The following is a 16,784-nucleotide window of genomic DNA, read 5'->3' on the forward strand; positions in this document are numbered from 1 at the left end:
GACCCGGGGCCCTTCGTGAAATGCGGGGGCTGATGATAATCGGCCCCATGATCGAAGACCTCCACCACGCCCCGCCGCCCGTGCCGTCCTCGGCCCTGGGTGCCGTCCGTCTCGCCGACTGGGGCGTCATCCGCGCCCAGGGCGAGGAAGCCGCCAAGTTCCTGCACACGCAGCTGACGCAAGACCTGGCCCTGCAGACGCCGGTCCAGGCCCGCCTGGCCGGTTACTGCTCGGCCAAGGGCCGGCTGCTGGCCACGATGCTGGCGGTCAAGCCGGACGAGCAATCGGTGCTCCTGGCGCTGCCGGCCGAGGTGCTGCCGGCGACGGTCAAGCGGCTGTCCATGTTCGTGCTGCGGGCCAAGTGCAAGCTCAGCGACGACAGCGCCGCCTGGTCGGTCTGGGGGCTGTCCGGCGCCCAGGCGCGCGACTGGCTGGGTGCCGCCGCGCCGGCCGAGGTCTGGACGGTGGGCCGCCTGGCACTGGCCGACGGCCGCGAGGCGCTCGCCACCCGACTGCCCGACGATGGCCTCACGCCGCGCTTCCTGCTGCTGCAGCCCGCCGATGCCGCCGCGCCGGCGCTGCCGTCGATCGATCCGGAGGAATGGCAGGGGCTGGACGTCACCGCCGGCCTGGCCTGGATCCGCCAGGCGACGGTGGAACAGTTCGTGCCCCAGATGCTCAACCTCGAGCTGCTAGGCGGTGTGAACTTCCAGAAGGGCTGCTACCCGGGCCAGGAGGTCGTCGCGCGCAGCCAGTACCGCGGCACGATCAAGCGCCGCACCCACCTGTTCGCGATGGACGGCAGCGACGCCGACGCCACGCCGGGCCAGGAGATCTTCCACAGCGCCGATCCGGAGCAGCCCGCCGGCATGGTCGCCGGCTTCGGCCGCCTGGAAGGCCGTCCGCTGCTGCTGGCCGAGGTGAAGCTGGCCGCGCTCGAGTCCGGCACGCTGCACCTGGGCAGCGCGCAAGGCGCCGTGCTCACGCCCCGTCCCCTGCCCTACGCCATCGGAGAACCGGAATGACCTCGTCGCCGCCAACGCGGGCCTCGGCCCCTGGGACCGCTTCGCCCGATCGCCCGGCCGGCGCGCCGGTCGAGCTCTACGTCTACTACCGCGTCCACACGGACGACCTGGCGGCCGCCCTGGCCGCCTTCGAGCAGGCGCGCGCCGGCCAGCCGGTGCGGCTGCTCCAGCGCCATGACAACGATCCGGTCTTCCAGACCTGGATGGAGATCTACGGCCCCGCCCTGCCCGACGCGGCGGACGCGGAGCGCCACATCGCCGCCGCCCTGGGCGCCTTCGCGCAGGGTCCCCGCCACCGCGAGGCCTTCGCCGCCGTCGCCGGTCCGGGAGCGGCGCGCTGATGGAACACAACGTCTCCCTCATCTCCACGCTGGCGGCGGGCTTCGGCCTGGCGCTGATCCTCGGATTCATCGCCGAGCGGCTGCGGCTGCCGGCGCTGGTGGGCTACCTGCTCGCCGGCATCGCGATCGGGCCGGCCACGCCGGGCTTCGTCGCCGACGTGGGCATCGCCGCGCAGCTGTCGGAGATCGGCGTGATGCTGCTGATGTTCGGTGTCGGGCTGCACTTCTCCCTCAAGGACCTGATGGCGGTCAAGCGCATCGCGCTGCCGGGCGCGGTCGTGCAGATGGGCGCGGCCACGCTGCTGGGCCTGGGCCTGGCGATGTGGTGGGGCTGGAGCCCTGGCGCGGCGCTGGTGTTCGGGCTGTCGCTGTCCTGCGCCAGCACCGTGGTGCTGCTCAAGGCGCTGGAGGCGCGCGGCACGCTGGAGTCGGTCAACGGCCGCATCGCGGTGGGCTGGCTGGTGGTGGAGGACCTGGCGACGGTGCTGATCCTGGTGCTGCTGCCGCCGCTGGCGCCGGTGCTGGGCGGCGCGACCCAGCCCGGCAGCGCCGACGTGCCGCTGTGGCGCACGATCGCCGAGACGCTGGCGCAGATGGCGGCCTTCGTCGTGCTGATGCTGGTGGTGGGCCGGCGCGTGCTGCCCTGGCTGCTGTGGCAGGTGGCGCGCACCGGCTCGCGGGAGCTGTTCACGCTGATGGTCATCGCGGTGGCGATCGGCATCGCCTACGGCGCCGGCGTGCTCTTCCACGTGTCCTTCGCGCTGGGCGCGTTCTTCGCCGGCATGGTGATGCGCGAGTCCGAGTACAGCCACCGCGCCGCGCAGGAGTCGCTGCCGCTGCGGGATTCGTTCTCGGTGCTGTTCTTCGTCTCGGTGGGCATGCTGTTCGACCCGATGACGCTGGTGGACCAGCCGCTGCACCTGCTGGGCGTGGTGGCGATCGTGATGCTGGGCAAGGCGATCGCGGCGACGGCCATCGTGCTGCTGTTCCGCTACCCGCTGAACACGGCGATGACGGTGTCGGCGAGCCTGGCGCAGATCGGCGAGTTCAGCTTCATCCTCGCGGGCCTGGGCCTGCAGCTGGGCCTGCTGCCCAAGGCTGGCATGAACCTGGTGCTGGCGGCGGCGCTGGTGTCGATCGCGCTGAACCCGGTGATGTTCGCGATGATCCAGCCGCTGCAGCGCTGGGTGCTGAGCCGCTCGGCCTTCGCGCGCAAGCTCGAGGCCCGGGACGATCCCTATGCCGAGCTGCCCCAGACCACCGAACGCCAGTACCTGGAAGGCCAGGTCGTGCTGGTGGGCTTCGGACGCGTGGGTCGGCGCATCGCCGACGCGCTGGCCGAGCGCGACATCCCCTTCGTCGTCGCCGACCAGAGCCGCGAAACCGTCGAGGCGCTGCGCAAGCGCGGCCTGGCGGCGGTCAGCGGCGACGCCAGCGATCCCATGGTGCTGGTCCAGGCCCACATCGCCAACGCGGCGATGCTGGTGGTGGCGATCCCCGACTCGATGAGAGCCCGGCAGATGGCCGACACGGCCCGGCAGCTGAACCCGGGCATCGAGATCGTGCTGCGCACCCATGGCGAGGAGGAGTCCGCGCTGCTGCGCAAGGAGCAACTGGGCACCGTGTTCTACGGCGAGGAGGAACTGGCCAAGGGCATGAGCCGGCATGTGCTGCGGCGCTTCAATGCCGAGCTGCCCGAGAACCTCGCGCCGCTGGCCACGCCCGCGCATTGAGCGCCCGGGCCGGGCGTGGCAAGCGGCCCATCGGGGACGCTTGCCGCAACACAACGCACCACAGCGCCCAGCGCGCCCTTCCCGGCCAGCAATCCCGGCTTTACATCGCCCGCTTAGCGTCGCCGCCCATGATCGACCCGACCCTCGACCGTCCCGCCCCGTCGCCCGCACCTGGCCTGCGCCCGCGCCTGCGCGCTGGCGCCTTCGCCCGGACCGCTGGCGCCCTGCTCGCCGCTGCGCTGCTGCTCAGCGGCTGCGGCGGCGGACCGCCGAAGGCGCGACTCGAGGAGCAGCAGCAACAGCGCGAGTTCGCCGCGCGTGGTTATGCGCCGTCCGGCGAGGCGGTCACGGTGCAGTCGCTCGCCTGGCGGCTGCGGGGCGACGACGTGCGCCTGAGCCTGGCGCTGCCGGCCGGTGCCGCCGACGGCGCTTCACCGCGCCCGGTCGTGCTGTACCTGCCGGGCCTGGGTGAGTCCGAAAACGCCGGCCTGGTCTGGCGCCGCGCCTGGGCCGCCGCCGGCTACGCGGTGCTGTCGCTGCAGCCGCTGGACGACGACGCCATGGCGTGGTCGTCCGACCTGGCCCGCTCGGCCGAGTTCACCGAGCTGGGCCGCCGGCATTACGCCGACGCGCAGATGCGGCGGCGCCTGGCGCGGCTCGACGAGCTGCTCGCCGAGGCCCAGCGGCTCGGCCGCCAGGGCGAGACGCCGTGGCGCGCGCTGGACTGGTCGCGCACCGCGGTCGCGGGCTATGAACTCGGCGCCCAGTTGGCGCTGGCGCTGGCCGGCGAGCGCCAGACGGATGGCGCGATGCTCACGCTCAAGACCGTCCGGCCGGTCGCCGCGATCGTGATCAGCCCGCAGCTGTTCGCGACGCCCGATCCGGCGCGCTACCGGGAGGTCGCCATGCCGGTGCTCGGCCTGACCGGCCCGGACGATGGCGACGTGCTGCAGCTGGTGCGCGACCTGGCCTGGCGCCAAGCCCCCTTCGCCGCGATGCCGCCGGGACGCGGCTGGCTGCTGAGCGCCAACGAGGTCCGCCATGCCGCGTTCGGCGGTAACGAGCCGCGGCCGGAAGACGCCGAGCGCGAGCGCAAGCGGATCCAGGCGGCGGAGGACCAGGCGCAGTCGCAACCGCAGGGCCGCCGGGGTGGAGGCCGCGGACAGCGCGGACAGGACGCGCCGGTGCGGATGGCGCCGGTGCCGCCGATCCCGGACTACCGCCAACGCCACGCGCAGCAGCTGGGCCTGATCGCCGCGCAGCAGGTGAGCGTCGCCTTCCTCGACCGCGAGGTGAAGCGCTCCGAAACCGCACGCGCCTGGCTGGCCGGCCCGGCGCAGGCCTGGATGGGACGGGTCGGCAGCCTGAGCTCGTCGCGTTGATTTCTGTGTTGACAGAAATTTCTGTCTCGCTACAGTCGCGACCATGGAACTCAGCAACACCGCCCGCCGATTCGTCCTGCACTGGGGCGAGATGGGCAGCGCCTGGGGCGTGAACCGCACCGTCGCCCAGATCCACGCCCTGCTCTACTTCCACGGCCGCCCGCTCAATGCGGAGGAACTGGCCGAGACGCTGTCGGTGGCGCGCTCCAACGTCAGCACCAGCCTCAAGGAACTGCAGAGCTGGAACCTGATCCGCGTCACCCATGTGCTGGGCGACCGGCGCGACTACTTCGAGACGACCGCCGACGTGTGGGAACTGCTGCGCACCATCGTGCGGGAGCGCAAGCATCGGGAGTTCGATCCGACCGTGCGGATGCTGTCGGAGCTGGTCGCCGAGGACGGCTTCCAGGACGAGTCGCCCGACGCCCAGGACCGCGTGCGCGAGTGCCTGCGCCTGATGCAGACGCTGGGCGCCTGGTCGGAGGAAATGATGCGGCTGTCGCCGTCGACGCTGGAGAAGGTGCTCAAGCTCGGCGCCAGCGTGCAGCGCTTCGTGCGCGGGGACGGATCCTGATCCGCCCCTTTTTTTGGCAATGAATTTCTGTCTTTACTGAAATATCGAGCAACGAAGGAGGATGTGATGCGCTTCACCCCCGAATCCGACCGGCATGCGATCCAGCGCGACCCAGACGCCTACCCGCTGACGCTCTACTTCGACGGCGCCTGCCCGATCTGCAACGGCGAGATGCGCAACCTGATGCTGCGCAACACGGCCGGGCTGCTCCGCTTCGTGGACATCTCCGAGCCGGGCTTCACGGCCTTCCCGGCCGGCACCGACATGCCGGCGCTGATGGGCACCCTCCACGGCGTGCGGGGCGACGGGCGCCTGTCGACGGGCTCGGAAGTGCTGCGCCTGGCCTACCGCGGCGTCCAGCTCGACGGGTTGGTCCGCTTCACCGAACTGCCGGGCCTGCGCTGGCTGTTCGACCACGCCTACCCGCTGGTCGCGCGCCATCGCTACCTGGTGCCGAAGCCGCTCGCGCGGCTGGTGCTCGAGACCGCGCTGCGCCGTGCCGCTGAGCGCCGCGCCGGCGCCTCGGCCTGCCATGCCGGTGCGTGCTCGATCGCGTCCGAACAGGCGGCTTCGACGCGGCCGGACGGCCCGGCGAACGAGGCCTCGGCCGCGCCGGCAACGTCGGCCACGGAGGCTACGTCGGACCGCCCCGCCGGAGTCGCGTCATGAGCGCCGCTCCGATCCGCTCCGTCCTGGTCTGCGGCGCCAGCGGCTTCGTCGGCCGGCGCGTCGTGCGCGCGCTGCGCGAGGCCGGCCTATCGGTCACCGCCGGGGACTCCCGCACGCAGGACTTCCAGCGCGACCTCAGCCCCGAAGTCTGGCTGCCTCGCGTCACCGGCTTCGATGCCGTCGTGAATGCGGTCGGCCTGCTGCGCGACACACCGCGCCGCCGGCTCGAGGCCGTCCACCACGAGGCGCCGGCCGCGCTCTTCGAGGCCTGCGCCCGGGCCGGCGTCGCGCGGGTCATCCAGATTTCCGCCAATGGCGTGGCGCACAGCCCGACCCGCTACGCCACCACCAAGCGCGCCGCCGACGAGGCCCTGCTGCGCCTGCGCGCGCAGGGCCGCCTCGACGCCACCGTGCTGCGCCCGAGCATCGTCTTCGGTCGCGGCGGCGCCAGCGCGGCGCTGTTCATGAACCTGGCCCGGCTGCCGCTGCTGGTACTGCCCCGGGCGGCGGTCCAGGCGCGCGTCCAGCCGGTCGCGGTGCAGGACGTCGCGCAGGCGGTGCTGCGGCTGGTGCAGGACGGCGGGCCCGAGCTCGTCACCGCCGTCGGTCCGCGCGCGCTCAGCCTGTCGGCCTTCATCGGCGAGTTGCGCCGCCAGCACGGCCATGCGCCCGCGCGGGTGCTGCCCTTGCCGGACGCACCCAGCCGCTGGAGCGCCCGGCTGGGCGACCTGGTCAGCGCCCAGCCCTGGAGCAGCGAAGCCCTGGCACTGCTGGAGCAGGACAACATCGGCGACGCCGCCGCCTTCGAGCGCGTGCTCGGGCGCCCGGCCGTTCCGATCGAACGATTCGTGGAGGCCGCATGGGCATCGGGCGAGTGAACTTCCGCCACCGGCGCACCCGGGTCGTGGCGCGCGCGGGACTGATCGCGCTGTGGCTCGCCACCGGCGTGGTCAGCCTGATCGGGCTCGACGGCCAGAGCCGCGCGCTGATGGTGTCCGCCGGCACGCCCGAGGCCTGGATCGCGCCGGTGATCGTGGCGGGCGCGCTGGCCGACCTGCTGATCGGCCTGGCGATGTGGCGCTGGCACCGCCGCTGGGTCTACCGGCTGGCCGGGGCGGTGATGCTGCTGATGACCGCCGTGGCGACGGTGATCCTGCCCACGCTGTGGCTGGATCCGCTGGGCAGCCTGACCAAGAACCTGCCGATCGCGATCCTGCTGCTGATCCTCGACGAGGACGCGCCGGCCTGAGGCCTGTCGCAGTCCGGCGGCAGGCTTGGAAATCCAACAACAAGACCTCGGGGGAAAACACCATGAACACCTATCTCGTCATCAAGTGGCTGCACATCGTCTCGAGCGTGCTGCTGGCCGGCACCGGCTTCGGCTCGGCCTTCTACCTGTTCTTCGCCAACCGCAGCGGCTCCATCGCCGCGCAGGCGGTGGTGGCGCGGCTGGTCAAGCGCGCGGACTACTGGTTCACCACGCCGGCGGTGATCGTGCAGCCGCTCACCGGCGTGTGGCTGGCGATGCAGGCGGGCTGGACGCTGGACACGCCCTGGCTGGCGCTGTCGATCGGGCTGTACCTGCTGGCGGGCGCCTGCTGGCTGCCGGTGGTGTGGCTGCAGATCCAGCTCTCGAAGATGGCGGACGCCGCGCTGGCCAGCGGCCAGCCGCTGCCGGCGCTCTACTGGCGCTACGCCCACTGGTGGGAGGGCCTGGGCTACCCGGCCTTCCTCGCGGTGCTGGTGGTCTTCTACCTGATGGTGAACAAGCCCGCCCTCTGGGGGTGAGCGCCAGGTGACCCCGGGGTGCCCATGGGGTCGCCCTGGGTGAAGCCGGGGATCGCCCCGACGCGGGAGCGGGATCGGCGACTCCCGCCACAATCCCGCCCCATGAGCTTCGAACCCACCCCGCTGCTGGACATGACCAGCCCCGAGGCCAAGCGGGCCTCCTACGACACCCTGGTCGCGCAGACGCAGGCGCTGCTGCATGGCGAGCGCGACGCGATCGCCAACCTCGCCCAGTTCGCCGCGCTGGTGTTCAACGCCGTGCCCACGCTGAACTGGGCCGGCTTCTACCTCGTGAACCCGAAGAACGACCAGGAGCTGGTGCTCGGCCCGTTCCAGGGCAAGGTCGCCTGCGTGCGCATCCCGTTCAGCCGCGGCGTGTGCGGCGCCTGCGCCCGCACGCGCGAGATCCAGCTGGTCGAGGACGTCCACGCCTTCCCCGGCCACATCGCCTGCGACGCGGCCTCGCGTTCGGAGCTGGTGCTGCCGGTGGTCGCGGGCGGCGCGCTGCGCGCGGTCTTCGACCTCGACAGCCCCGAGCCCGCGCGCTTCGACGCGATCGACGCCGAGGGCTTCCGGCGCGCGCTGGACCTGCTGGTCGCCGGCACCGACTGGGCCTGAGCCGCATGCGCACGCGCACGATGCGCGCCCTCGCGGCGCTGGGCCTGGTCGCCGCCTCGGCCCTGTCGGTCGTGTCGATGCCGCTGTCCGCGGCGGAGCTCAAGCTCCGCGTGCTGGAGACCAGCGACATCCACATGAACCTGCTGAGCTACGACTACTACCAGGACCGGCCGGTCCAGGAGTTCGGCCTGGCTCGCACCATCACGCTGATCCATCGCGCCCGCGCCGAGGCGCCCAACAGCCTGCTGTTCGACAACGGCGACCTGCTGCAGGGCAATCCGCTGGGCGATGTCGTGGCCCGGGTCCGGCCGCTCGCGGCGGATCAGGTCCACCCGGCCTACAAGATCCTGAACCTGCTGGACGTGGACGCCGCCAACCTCGGCAACCACGAGTTCAACTACGGCCTGCCCTTCCTGCGCCAGGCCATCGCCGGCGCGGCCTTCCCCTATCTGAACGCCAACGTGATGGAGGCCGACGGCCACCGCCACGCCTTCACGCCCAGCGTGATGCTCGAGCGCGAGATGCGCGACGAGGCGGGCCAGGCCCATGCGCTCAAGATCGGCGTGGTCGGCGTCACGCCGCCGCAGATCCTGGAATGGGACCGCCAGCACCTGGCCGGCAAGGTGCGGGTGCGCGACATGGTGGAAGCCGCCACCGAGCAGGTCACGGCGCTGCGCCGGCGCGGCGCCGACCTGGTCGTGGTCATCGCCCACACCGGCATCGACCGGACCGAGCTGCCGCGGCTGTCCGAGAACATGGCCGCCCAGCTCGCGCGGGTGAAGGGCGTGGACGTGCTGCTGCTGGGCCATGCGCACACCGAGTTCCCCGGCCCGGGCTTCGCCGGCTACCCCGGCGTGGACCTGGCCAAGGGCCGGCTGTACGGCACGCCGGCGGTGATGCCGGGGCGCTGGGGTGATCACCTGGGCGTCGTCGACCTGACGCTGCGGTCCACCGGCCAGGCTGCCCCCGGCGCGCGCTGGCGGGTCGCGGACAGCCAGTCCAGCCTGCGGCCGATCTTCGACCGCGCCGCGCGCCGGCCCCTGGCGGACGCCGACCCGATGCCGGCCGTCGTCATCGCCCAGGAACACCAGGCGACCCTCGACTACGTCCGCAGCCAGGTCGCGGTCGCCGACCAGCCGATCCACAGCTACTTCTCGCAGGTGCTGGACGGCAGCGCGGTGCGGCTGGTCGCGCAGGCGCAGCTGGCCTATGCGCGCAAGGCCGTCCAGGGCACGGCGCTGGAGCAGCTGCCGATGCTCAGCGCGGCGGCGCCGTTCAAGTCGGGCGGCCGCCAGGGCTGGACGCAGTACACCGACATCCCCGCCGGACCGGTCGCGATCAAGCACGTGGCCGACCTGTATGTCTACCCCAACACCATCAAGGTGGTGAAGCTCACCGGCGCCCAGGTGCGCGACTGGCTGGAGATGTCCGCCGGCCAGTTCCGCCGCATCGATCCGCAGGGGCCGGCGCGGCAGGACCTCGTCGATGCCGCTTATCCCAGCTTCAACTTCGACATGATGCTCGGCCAGGATGGGGCGCTGCGCTACGAGCTGGACCTGACCCAGCCGGCGCGATTCGACAAGGACGGCCAGCGCCAGGGCGACGGCCACCGCGTCGTGAACCTGAGCTGGCGCGGCCAGCCGCTGGACGAGCGCGCCGACTTCCTGGTCGTGACCAACAACTACCGCGCCTACGGCGGCGGCCACTTCCCGGCGCTGGCGGCGGACAAGGTCGTCGTGGACGCGCCGGACGAGACCCGCGAGGCGGTGGCCCATTTCCTGGCCGCCCAGCCCTCGCTGAGCGCGGCGGTGGCGGCGCCGTCCTGGCGCATCCGGCCGGTGCCGGGCGTGGCGATGCAGTTCGTCTCGGGCAACGGGGCGCTCGCCCACCTGAAGGAGACGCCGCAGGTGCGGCAGGTGAAGGACAACGGCGACGGTTCGTCGCTGTTCGAGCTAGCGCCCTGACCTGAAGCCCTGACTGGACGCCCTCACTGGGCGCTCAGGCGCCCGGGCGGGGCTCAGACGTGGATGTCGAGCAGCGCGCCTTCCGCGCGGAGCTGCGTCTGCAGCACGCGCAGGTTGGCGACGTAGGCATAGGTGGCGGACTTCTGCTCGACCAGGTCGGTCGCCAGGTCCTCGCCCGGGGTGGGCAGCTTCTCCACCCGGGTCGTCACGCCGTTGCCGTCGGCGGCGGTCTCGGCCTCGATGCGCTCGCGGTGGTAGCCCGGCGTGGCGACATTGGCGATGTTGTTCGCCGACGCCCGCAGCCGTTCATTGGCGGCGGACATCCCGGACAAGGCGGTCGACAGGCTGACGGTGGACATGGGTTTCTTTCCAGTAACCCGGCCTCAAGCGCGCGGGCATGCCGCCGTCATCGGCAGATTCCGAGCGATCTTTAGAAAAGAAATGGCTTTCCCCGCCATTTCTTTTGATTGCCGATCCGCTATTCGCCCAAATCCGCCGGATCACCGCCCGCCGCGCGGGGTCCGTCCTCGGGCCGCGCGAGCGGCTGGCCCCAGCCGGCTGGCGCGCCCGGCGCCCTCAGGCGCCCGCCAGTTCCTCGAAGCTCCCGCTCGAGATGAACACGCGGACCGAGTCGCCGCCCGAGGCCTTGGCCTCGGTGCAGGCCAGTTGACCGGCGCCCAGCACCGCATCGACCGTGTCCAGCGAGGGCTGCAACTGCACGACGCCCAGGCTGGCCTTGACCCGCGCCCGGTGCAGGCCCCAGCGCAGCCGGAAGCTGGCGATCGACGAGCGGATCTTCTCGGCCACGATCTGCGCGTAGTGCTGGTCGCAATCGGGCAGCAGCACGACGAAGTGATCGTTCTCCATCCGGGCGACGGTGTCCGACGCTCGCACCTTGGTGATCAGCATCTGCCCCAGGCCGTACAGGAAGTGGTCGGCGACCTCGGCGCCCATGCCCTGGATGACCTCGGTGAAGCGGTCGATGTCGACGAACAGCACCGACACCGGCTCATGGCGACGGCTGCCGACATGCTCGGCCAGGCGGCGCTCCATCTCGCGGCGGTTGGCGAGCTCGGTGACCTCGTCGTGCTTGGCGGACCAGGTCGGCTGCAAGCGCTGCTGGCGGGCGGCGGTGACGTCCTCGACGATCCACATCGCCTCGCCGGCCGGCTGTTCCCAGTGCACCGGCGTGGCCTGCAGGCGGCCCCAGAAGCGTGACCCGTCACGGCGCACGAACTCGACTTCCTCGTCCAGCGGCCGCCCGGCGCCGAAGGCGGTGCCCATGCGGGTCTGCAGCGCCTGGTGGGCGGCGTCGGACACGACCGAGCCGCGCTGGTCGGTGCCGCTCAGGTCGGTGTCGTCCCCATGTCCGAACAGGTGGTTGAAATGCTCGCTGACCACCTCGAATCGGCCGGCGGCCACGAAGGCCACGGCCAGCGGCGCCCGCACCAGCAAGGCCCGCATGCGGGCGGCGATCGGGTCGGCGGCGTCGTGTTGGGATTGCATGTCGTCTCCTGGCGTATGGCGCAGGTGTACCTGTTTTGATCAGGCCTGGGAACCCCGGACAGGCCCCCGTTCCGGCGCCGGACGGTCGCTTCGGGGCGGCGTCGCCCAGGGCGGCATCAGGGTGGCGGCGGTGCGATCTGCTCCGCCCAGTCGTACAGGGCCGACAGGATCTCCCCGGCGCGCTCGTCCTCCGACTCCTCCGCCGCCTGGGCCAGCGTGTCGATGCGCTCGAAGAAGGCCTCCAGCGTCTGCGCCCCGCCCTCGCCCGCGTGCAGCCGCGCCGCGCGGTGGTGCTCCCAGCGCGCCGCCTCGTCGCCGTTCAGGCTGTCCGGGAAGTTGCGGGCGCGGTAACGGAACAGGATTTCCTCCAGTCGCCCGTCCTCGAACGCGACCTTGCCCTGCGCGACGCGATCGGCCAGCGCCTCGGGCGACAGCCCGCGCAGCCGCTCGAGCGCGCGCCGGTCGTCGTTGGAGACGAAGCCGCCGTACAGGTCCTCGTCCACGTCGACGCCGCCCTCGCCGGCCGGGCGCTGGAACACCTGGGGCCAGCGCTCCGCCAGTTCGCGGCCGCGGGCAGCCAGCAGCTCCGCATGCGCCAGGCCGCGGGCGATGTCCAGGCCCCAGCGGGCGGCCATCTCCGGCGACAGGATCTTCAGCGACGAGATCACGATCGGCGACTTGTTGACATGGATGGTCTTGATTGGCAGCCGCGTCACGCCCTCGGGCAGGGCCTCCTGCTTGGTGTAGAGGCGCAGCCGGATCGCCTCGGCGTCGAGGCCGAGCAGCTCCGCGGGATCGCTGCCCAGGTCCCAGACGATCAGCTCGTTCTTGTTGGTCGGATGCGGCGCCAGCGGCCACACCAGCGCGATGCAGCCGCGCTCCGGGCCGTACATGCCCGACACGTGCAGGAAGGGCCGGTTGGTGCCGATCTCGGCCCAGACGGCGTCCTTGCGGCGCAGCTTCAGGCAGAAGTCCCACAGCCGCGGCTGCGCCTGCCGGATCAGCCGCGCCAGCGCGATGGTGGCACGCACGTCGGACAGCGCGTCGTGCGCGGCCTCGTGGGCCAGGCCGTTGGCGGCAGTCAGGTGCTCCAGCTTGAAGGACGGCCGGCCGTCCTCGTGCCGCGGCCACTGGAGGCCCTCGGGCCGCAGCGCGTAGGCGCAGCGCACGACGTCCAGCAGGTCCCAGCGGCCGCAGTCGTTCTGCCACTCGCGGCCGTAGGGATCGATCAGGTTGCGCCAGAACAGGAAGCGGGTGACCTCGTCGTCGAAGCGGATGGTGTTGTAGCCCAGGCCCACCGTGCCGGGGCGCGACAGCTCGGCATGGATGTCGGCGGCGAAGCGGTGCTCGGGCAGGCCGTGCTCGGCGCAGGTCTGCGGCAGGATGCCGGTCAGCAGGCAGGACTCGGGATCGGGTAGCGCGTCGGTGGGCGGCTGGCAATAGACCATCAGCGGCTCGCCGATCTCGTTCAGCTCGGCATCGGTGCGGATGCCGGCGAACTGCGCCGGGCGATCGCGGCGCGGCACGCGCCCGAAGGTCTCGTAGTCGTGCCAGTAGAAAGTCATCTCATGCATGGGGCGGCACGATACCTCAGACCTCATGGATACTTCGGCGCCCTGGCGTGGGCCTTCCGAGGGGGGAACTTCGGGGGGAACCGCCCCCGCGCCCTCCCCCCAAGATCGGACGAAGACCCGAGATGCCGCTCAGCCACCTGCTCCTGTGCCTGTCGATCCTCGCCACCCTGCTGCCGGTGAGGGCCCCGTGGCCCTGGCTGTCGCTGCTGATCATGGCGGTCACCGCCGGACAGATCCACGGCCAGTTGACGATCGCCGCGCTCGTGCCGGTGGCCGCGATGGCGGCCCTGGCCTGGATGGCGATCGCCGCGCGCCACCGGCCCCGGCGCGAGGCGGTGCTGATGGCGCTGATGCTGGTCATCGGCCTGGCGCTGGCGCTGCATCTGCTGCCGGGCTTCCTGAACCCGACCTACCTGGTGGCGGCCTCGGACACGCGCCCGCCGACGCTGCGCTACCTCAACTTCGACAAGGGCGTGGCCGGGATGCTGATGCTGGCGGTGCTGGCCGCGCAGCAGCGGCGCCGCGCCGAGGGCGTCGGGCTCGCGCCCGCAGTCGCACCCGGCCTGCCGGCCGTCGCGCTCTGGGCGACGGTCGCGGCGACGCTGGCGCTGCCCTGGCTGCTGGCGGTGGCCGGCGGCCTGGGCCGGCCGACGCTGCGCTGGCCGGACAACGCCGGGCTGTTCCTGGCGTCCAACCTGTTCCTGACCTGCGTCGCCGAGGAAGCCGCCTTCCGCGGCGTCATCCAGGGACTGCTGGCGCGGCGCCTGGGCACCGACCTGCGGACCGTCAACGGCTGGCTGCCGGTGCTGCTGGCGGCGGTGCTCTTCGGCCTGGCGCACGCGGCCGGCGGGCCGCTCTACGTCGGCCTGGCGATGCTGGCCGGGCTCGGCTACGGCCTGGCCTATGCGCTGAGCGCCCGCATCGAGCTCGCCATCGCGCTGCATTTCGCGCTCAACGCGCTGGTGTTCCTGACGCTGGACCTGCGGATCGGTTGATGCCGCCCGCCGCGCGGCCGTACGCGGTTCGTGTGTCTCCCGTGTACGGATTGTTGCCGTCCGCACGCGGCCCCGGACAGGCCAGCATGTCTGACGATAATCCGCCGACCTGAACTCGGCGCCCCGCATGCAGCAGCTCGCTCAATTCGCTCGCACCGTCGCCACGGCCGTGGCCGGCTTCTTCCAGGCGCTGTGGCGCCGCACCGCGCCGATGCGCGCCTCGCTGCGCACGCTCCCGGCGTGGAAGCGCATCGCGGTCTGGTCGGGCGCGGGCGTGCTGGCCGTGGTGCTGCTGCTGGCGGGCGCGGCGGCGGTGGTCTGGCCGGGCCTGCCCGACCTGGACCGGCTGACCGACTACAACCCCAAGCAGCCACTGCGCGTCTACACCGAGGACGGCCAGCTGCTGGCCGAGTTCGGCGCCGAGCGCCGCAGCTACCTGCCGCTGGACCGCATCCCCAAGACCATGCAGCAGGCGCTGCTGGCGGTCGAGGACGCCAGCTTCTACGAGCACCAGGGCGTCTCGTTCACCGGCATCTTCCGGGCGGCGCTGGCCAACCTGTTCTCGTCGCGCAGCCAGGGCGCCTCGACCATCACCCAGCAGCTGGCGCGCGACCTCTACCTGACCAAGAAGAAGCTCTACACCCGCAAGTTCGTCGAGATCCTGCTGGCCTTCAAGATCGAGAGCCAGCTGTCCAAGGACAAGATCCTGGAGGTCTACATGAACCAGATCTACCTGGGTCAGCGGGCCTACGGCTTCGAGGCGGCCGCGCATGCGTACTACGGCAAGCCGCTGAAGGAGCTGTCGATCGGCGAGACCGCGATGCTGGCGGGCCTGCCGCAGAACCCCTATTACGCGAACCCGATCATGAACCTGCCGCGCGCGCAGCGCCGCCAGGCGGTGGTGCTGCAGCGGATGGTGGACGTGGGGATGATCACGCCGGCGCAGGCGCAGCAGGCGCGCGACGAGCCGGTCCGGCTGCGCAGCGCGCAGGAGCAGCGGCTGCCCTACGGCCAGTACGCCGCGGAGATGGTGCGGCAGGTGGTCCACGCCCAGTACGGCGACGAGGCCTACAGCCGCGGCCTGCGGGTGACGACGACGCTGCGCATGGACGACCAGGTCGCCGCGTACAAGGCGCTGCGCCGCACGCTGATGGACTACGAGCGCCGCAAGGCCTGGCGCGGCCCGGAGGGCGAGGTCGACCTGCCCGAGGGCATGGACGCGCAGGACCAGGACACCGCGATCGCGCAGGCGCTCAACGAGCATCCCGACAACGACGACCTGCGCGCCGCCGTGGTGACGCAGGTCGCGGCCAACCGGCTCCAGGCGACGCTGGCCGATGGCGAGGACATCGAGATCAAGGGCGATGGCCTGCGCTCGGTGCAGTCGGCGCTGTCGGCCAAGGCCAAGCCGGAGCTGCGCATCCATCGCGGCGCCATCGTCCGGGTGCTGCGCGGCAACCCGACCAAGGAGTTCCCCAAGGGCGCCTGGGCGGTGACGCAGTCGCCGGAGGCCGAGGGCGCGCTGGTCTCGGTCGAGCCCGACAGCGGCAAGATCCTGGCGCTGGTGGGCGGCTTCGACTTCAACCGCAACCAGTTCAACCACGCGACGCAGGCCTGGCGCCAGCCGGGCTCCAGCTTCAAGCCCTTCATCTACTCGGCGGCGATGGAGAACGGCGCCAGCCCGGCGACGCTGGTGGACGACGCGCCGATCTCGGTGGGCGACTGGAGCCCGCGCAACTCGGACGGCAACTTCGATGGTCCGATGACGTTGCGCCAGGCCCTGGCCAAGTCCAAGAACATGGTCACGATCCGGGTGCTGGAGCAGCTGACGCCGGCGCGCGGCCGCGCCTGGGCCGGCAAGTTCGGCCTGGATGTCGACAAGCAGCCGGAGAACCTGACGCTGGCGCTGGGCTCGGGCTCGGTGACGCCGCTGCAGATGGCCAGCGCGTATTCGGTCTTCGCCAACGGCGGCTACCTGCTCAAGCCGCTGCTGGTGACGAAGATCGTCGACGCGCAGAACCAGGTGCTGTTCGAGGCCGAGCCGGAGAAGCTCACCGACGAGCGCCGCGCGATCAGCGAGCGCAATGCCTTCATCACCGGTTCGCTGCTGCGCGAGGTGGCGATCCGCGGCACGGCCTACCGCGCGAGCCAGTCGCTCAAGCGCTACGACCTGTACGGCAAGACCGGCACGACCAACGACGCGGTGGACGCCTGGTTCGCCGGCTTCCAGCGCCGCGTGGCGACGGTGGTCTGGATCGGCTACGACCAGCCGCGCAGCCTGGGCGCCAGCGAGACCGGCGGCGGCGTCGCGCTGCCGGCGTGGATCGACTACATGGCCGTGGCGCTGCGGGACATCAAGCCTTCTGAGATCGAGCCGCCCAAGGACGGCGGGCTGGTGCAGGAGGAAGGGCCGTATGGACCGGACTGGGTGTACAGCGAATTCGCCGGCGACGCCGGGCTGAAGACCATCGGACCGATGCCGCCGCCGCTGCCGGCGTCCGACGCGGCGTCTGGCGCCGTCCCGGGAGCGCCCGGGGCCTCCGGCGTGCCCCCTTCCTGGTGGATGGGCGGCGAGCGCAGCGGCGGTCAGTGATTCGAACCGACAGGGAGCCTGC

The 16,784-nt window shown here is 71.9% G+C and carries 16 protein-coding genes; 13 read left to right on the forward strand and 3 right to left on the reverse strand.

Going from position 1 to position 16,784, the window contains the following annotated elements:
* Positions 1–47 precede the first annotated feature (47 nt).
* The 11 genes from ygfZ (at position 48) to ACTJKJ_RS21875 (ending at position 10,094) form a co-directional block, all read left to right on the forward strand.
* Positions 48–1,025 carry a CAF17-like 4Fe-4S cluster assembly/insertion protein YgfZ gene (gene ygfZ, locus ACTJKJ_RS21825; RefSeq protein WP_440822003.1) on the forward strand — a complete coding sequence of 326 codons (978 nt, stop codon included), beginning with the start codon at positions 48–50 and terminating at the stop codon, positions 1,023–1,025.
* Positions 1,022–1,366 (forward strand): DUF4936 family protein, encoded by a 345-nt coding sequence (locus ACTJKJ_RS21830; protein WP_440822005.1) that lies wholly within the window; start codon positions 1,022–1,024, stop codon positions 1,364–1,366. Before ygfZ ends, ACTJKJ_RS21830 begins: the two co-directional genes overlap by 4 nt.
* Complete coding sequence (gene ybaL / locus ACTJKJ_RS21835; protein ID WP_343604925.1) at positions 1,366–3,099, forward strand: YbaL family putative K(+) efflux transporter; 1,734 nt, start codon at positions 1,366–1,368, stop codon at positions 3,097–3,099. Before ACTJKJ_RS21830 ends, ybaL begins: the two co-directional genes overlap by 1 nt.
* A gap of 128 nt (positions 3,100–3,227) precedes the next feature.
* On the forward strand, positions 3,228–4,481 hold the full coding sequence (locus tag ACTJKJ_RS21840) for a hypothetical protein (protein WP_440822007.1): 1,254 nt from the start codon (positions 3,228–3,230) through the stop codon (positions 4,479–4,481).
* Positions 4,482–4,524: 43 nt separating this feature from the next.
* Positions 4,525–5,055, forward strand: coding sequence for a GbsR/MarR family transcriptional regulator (locus ACTJKJ_RS21845; RefSeq protein ID WP_091733423.1), 531 nt, complete (start codon positions 4,525–4,527; stop codon positions 5,053–5,055).
* Positions 5,056–5,121: 66 nt separating this feature from the next.
* Positions 5,122–5,724: a thiol-disulfide oxidoreductase DCC family protein gene (locus ACTJKJ_RS21850; RefSeq protein ID WP_440822010.1), complete on the forward strand. Its 603-nt coding sequence runs from the start codon at positions 5,122–5,124 to the stop codon at positions 5,722–5,724.
* Positions 5,721–6,602, forward strand: coding sequence for an NAD-dependent epimerase/dehydratase family protein (locus tag ACTJKJ_RS21855; protein ID WP_440822011.1), 882 nt, complete (start codon positions 5,721–5,723; stop codon positions 6,600–6,602). The genes ACTJKJ_RS21850 and ACTJKJ_RS21855 overlap by 4 nt, the downstream gene beginning before the upstream one ends.
* Positions 6,584–6,973 (forward strand): DoxX-like family protein, encoded by a 390-nt coding sequence (locus ACTJKJ_RS21860; RefSeq protein ID WP_297381682.1) that lies wholly within the window; start codon positions 6,584–6,586, stop codon positions 6,971–6,973. The genes ACTJKJ_RS21855 and ACTJKJ_RS21860 overlap by 19 nt, the downstream gene beginning before the upstream one ends.
* A gap of 62 nt (positions 6,974–7,035) precedes the next feature.
* A complete protein-coding gene (locus ACTJKJ_RS21865) occupies positions 7,036–7,512 on the forward strand; it encodes a DUF2269 family protein (RefSeq protein WP_440822014.1) in 477 nt (158 codons plus the stop codon).
* Between the two features lie 102 nt (positions 7,513–7,614).
* Entirely contained in the window at positions 7,615–8,130 is a 516-nt protein-coding gene (locus tag ACTJKJ_RS21870; RefSeq protein ID WP_440822016.1) for a GAF domain-containing protein, read from the forward strand.
* Between the two features lie 5 nt (positions 8,131–8,135).
* Positions 8,136–10,094: a bifunctional 2',3'-cyclic-nucleotide 2'-phosphodiesterase/3'-nucleotidase gene (locus ACTJKJ_RS21875; protein WP_440822018.1), complete on the forward strand. Its 1,959-nt coding sequence runs from the start codon at positions 8,136–8,138 to the stop codon at positions 10,092–10,094.
* Positions 10,095–10,147: 53 nt separating this feature from the next.
* Here ACTJKJ_RS21875 and ACTJKJ_RS21880 read toward each other — a convergent pair whose 3' ends face one another.
* The 3 genes from ACTJKJ_RS21880 to sbcB form a co-directional block, all read right to left on the reverse strand.
* On the reverse strand, positions 10,148–10,453 hold the full coding sequence (locus ACTJKJ_RS21880) for a flagellar basal body protein (RefSeq protein ID WP_091733411.1): 306 nt from the start codon (positions 10,451–10,453) through the stop codon (positions 10,148–10,150).
* 217 nt (positions 10,454–10,670) lie between these two features.
* Entirely contained in the window at positions 10,671–11,600 is a 930-nt protein-coding gene (locus tag ACTJKJ_RS21885; protein WP_091733409.1) for a GGDEF domain-containing protein, read from the reverse strand.
* Between the two features lie 116 nt (positions 11,601–11,716).
* A complete protein-coding gene (gene sbcB, locus ACTJKJ_RS21890) occupies positions 11,717–13,174 on the reverse strand; it encodes an exodeoxyribonuclease I (RefSeq protein ID WP_440822020.1) in 1,458 nt (485 codons plus the stop codon).
* A gap of 122 nt (positions 13,175–13,296) precedes the next feature.
* Between sbcB and ACTJKJ_RS21895 the strand changes: the two genes are divergently transcribed.
* Positions 13,297–14,169: a CPBP family intramembrane glutamic endopeptidase gene (locus tag ACTJKJ_RS21895; RefSeq protein ID WP_183480270.1), complete on the forward strand. Its 873-nt coding sequence runs from the start codon at positions 13,297–13,299 to the stop codon at positions 14,167–14,169.
* A 127-nt stretch (positions 14,170–14,296) separates the two neighbouring features.
* Positions 14,297–16,762, forward strand: coding sequence for a penicillin-binding protein 1A (locus tag ACTJKJ_RS21900; RefSeq protein ID WP_440822023.1), 2,466 nt, complete (start codon positions 14,297–14,299; stop codon positions 16,760–16,762).
* The last annotated feature ends 22 nt before the right edge of the window (positions 16,763–16,784 follow it).

This window comes from Roseateles sp. 22389 (assembly GCF_052044995.1).
In the GTDB taxonomy this organism is placed as follows: domain Bacteria; phylum Pseudomonadota; class Gammaproteobacteria; order Burkholderiales; family Burkholderiaceae_C; genus Roseateles.

Coding starts and splice junctions, on each gene's coding strand:
- ygfZ (WP_440822003.1), top strand. CDS start 48: ATGATCGAAGACCTCCACCACGCCCCGCCGCCCGTGCCGTCCTCGGCC.
- ybaL (WP_343604925.1), top strand. CDS start 1,366: ATGGAACACAACGTCTCCCTCATCTCCACGCTGGCGGCGGGCTTCGGC.
- ACTJKJ_RS21900 (WP_440822023.1), top strand. CDS start 14,297: ATGCAGCAGCTCGCTCAATTCGCTCGCACCGTCGCCACGGCCGTGGCC.
- ACTJKJ_RS21875 (WP_440822018.1), top strand. CDS start 8,136: ATGCGCACGCGCACGATGCGCGCCCTCGCGGCGCTGGGCCTGGTCGCC.
- ACTJKJ_RS21830 (WP_440822005.1), top strand. CDS start 1,022: ATGACCTCGTCGCCGCCAACGCGGGCCTCGGCCCCTGGGACCGCTTCG.
- ACTJKJ_RS21855 (WP_440822011.1), top strand. CDS start 5,721: ATGAGCGCCGCTCCGATCCGCTCCGTCCTGGTCTGCGGCGCCAGCGGC.
- ACTJKJ_RS21850 (WP_440822010.1), top strand. CDS start 5,122: ATGCGCTTCACCCCCGAATCCGACCGGCATGCGATCCAGCGCGACCCA.
- ACTJKJ_RS21895 (WP_183480270.1), top strand. CDS start 13,297: ATGCCGCTCAGCCACCTGCTCCTGTGCCTGTCGATCCTCGCCACCCTG.
- ACTJKJ_RS21840 (WP_440822007.1), top strand. CDS start 3,228: ATGATCGACCCGACCCTCGACCGTCCCGCCCCGTCGCCCGCACCTGGC.
- ACTJKJ_RS21885 (WP_091733409.1), bottom strand. CDS start 11,600: ATGCAATCCCAACACGACGCCGCCGACCCGATCGCCGCCCGCATGCGG.
- sbcB (WP_440822020.1), bottom strand. CDS start 13,174: ATGCATGAGATGACTTTCTACTGGCACGACTACGAGACCTTCGGGCGC.
- ACTJKJ_RS21865 (WP_440822014.1), top strand. CDS start 7,036: ATGAACACCTATCTCGTCATCAAGTGGCTGCACATCGTCTCGAGCGTG.
- ACTJKJ_RS21860 (WP_297381682.1), top strand. CDS start 6,584: ATGGGCATCGGGCGAGTGAACTTCCGCCACCGGCGCACCCGGGTCGTG.
- ACTJKJ_RS21880 (WP_091733411.1), bottom strand. CDS start 10,453: ATGTCCACCGTCAGCCTGTCGACCGCCTTGTCCGGGATGTCCGCCGCC.
- ACTJKJ_RS21845 (WP_091733423.1), top strand. CDS start 4,525: ATGGAACTCAGCAACACCGCCCGCCGATTCGTCCTGCACTGGGGCGAG.
- ACTJKJ_RS21870 (WP_440822016.1), top strand. CDS start 7,615: ATGAGCTTCGAACCCACCCCGCTGCTGGACATGACCAGCCCCGAGGCC.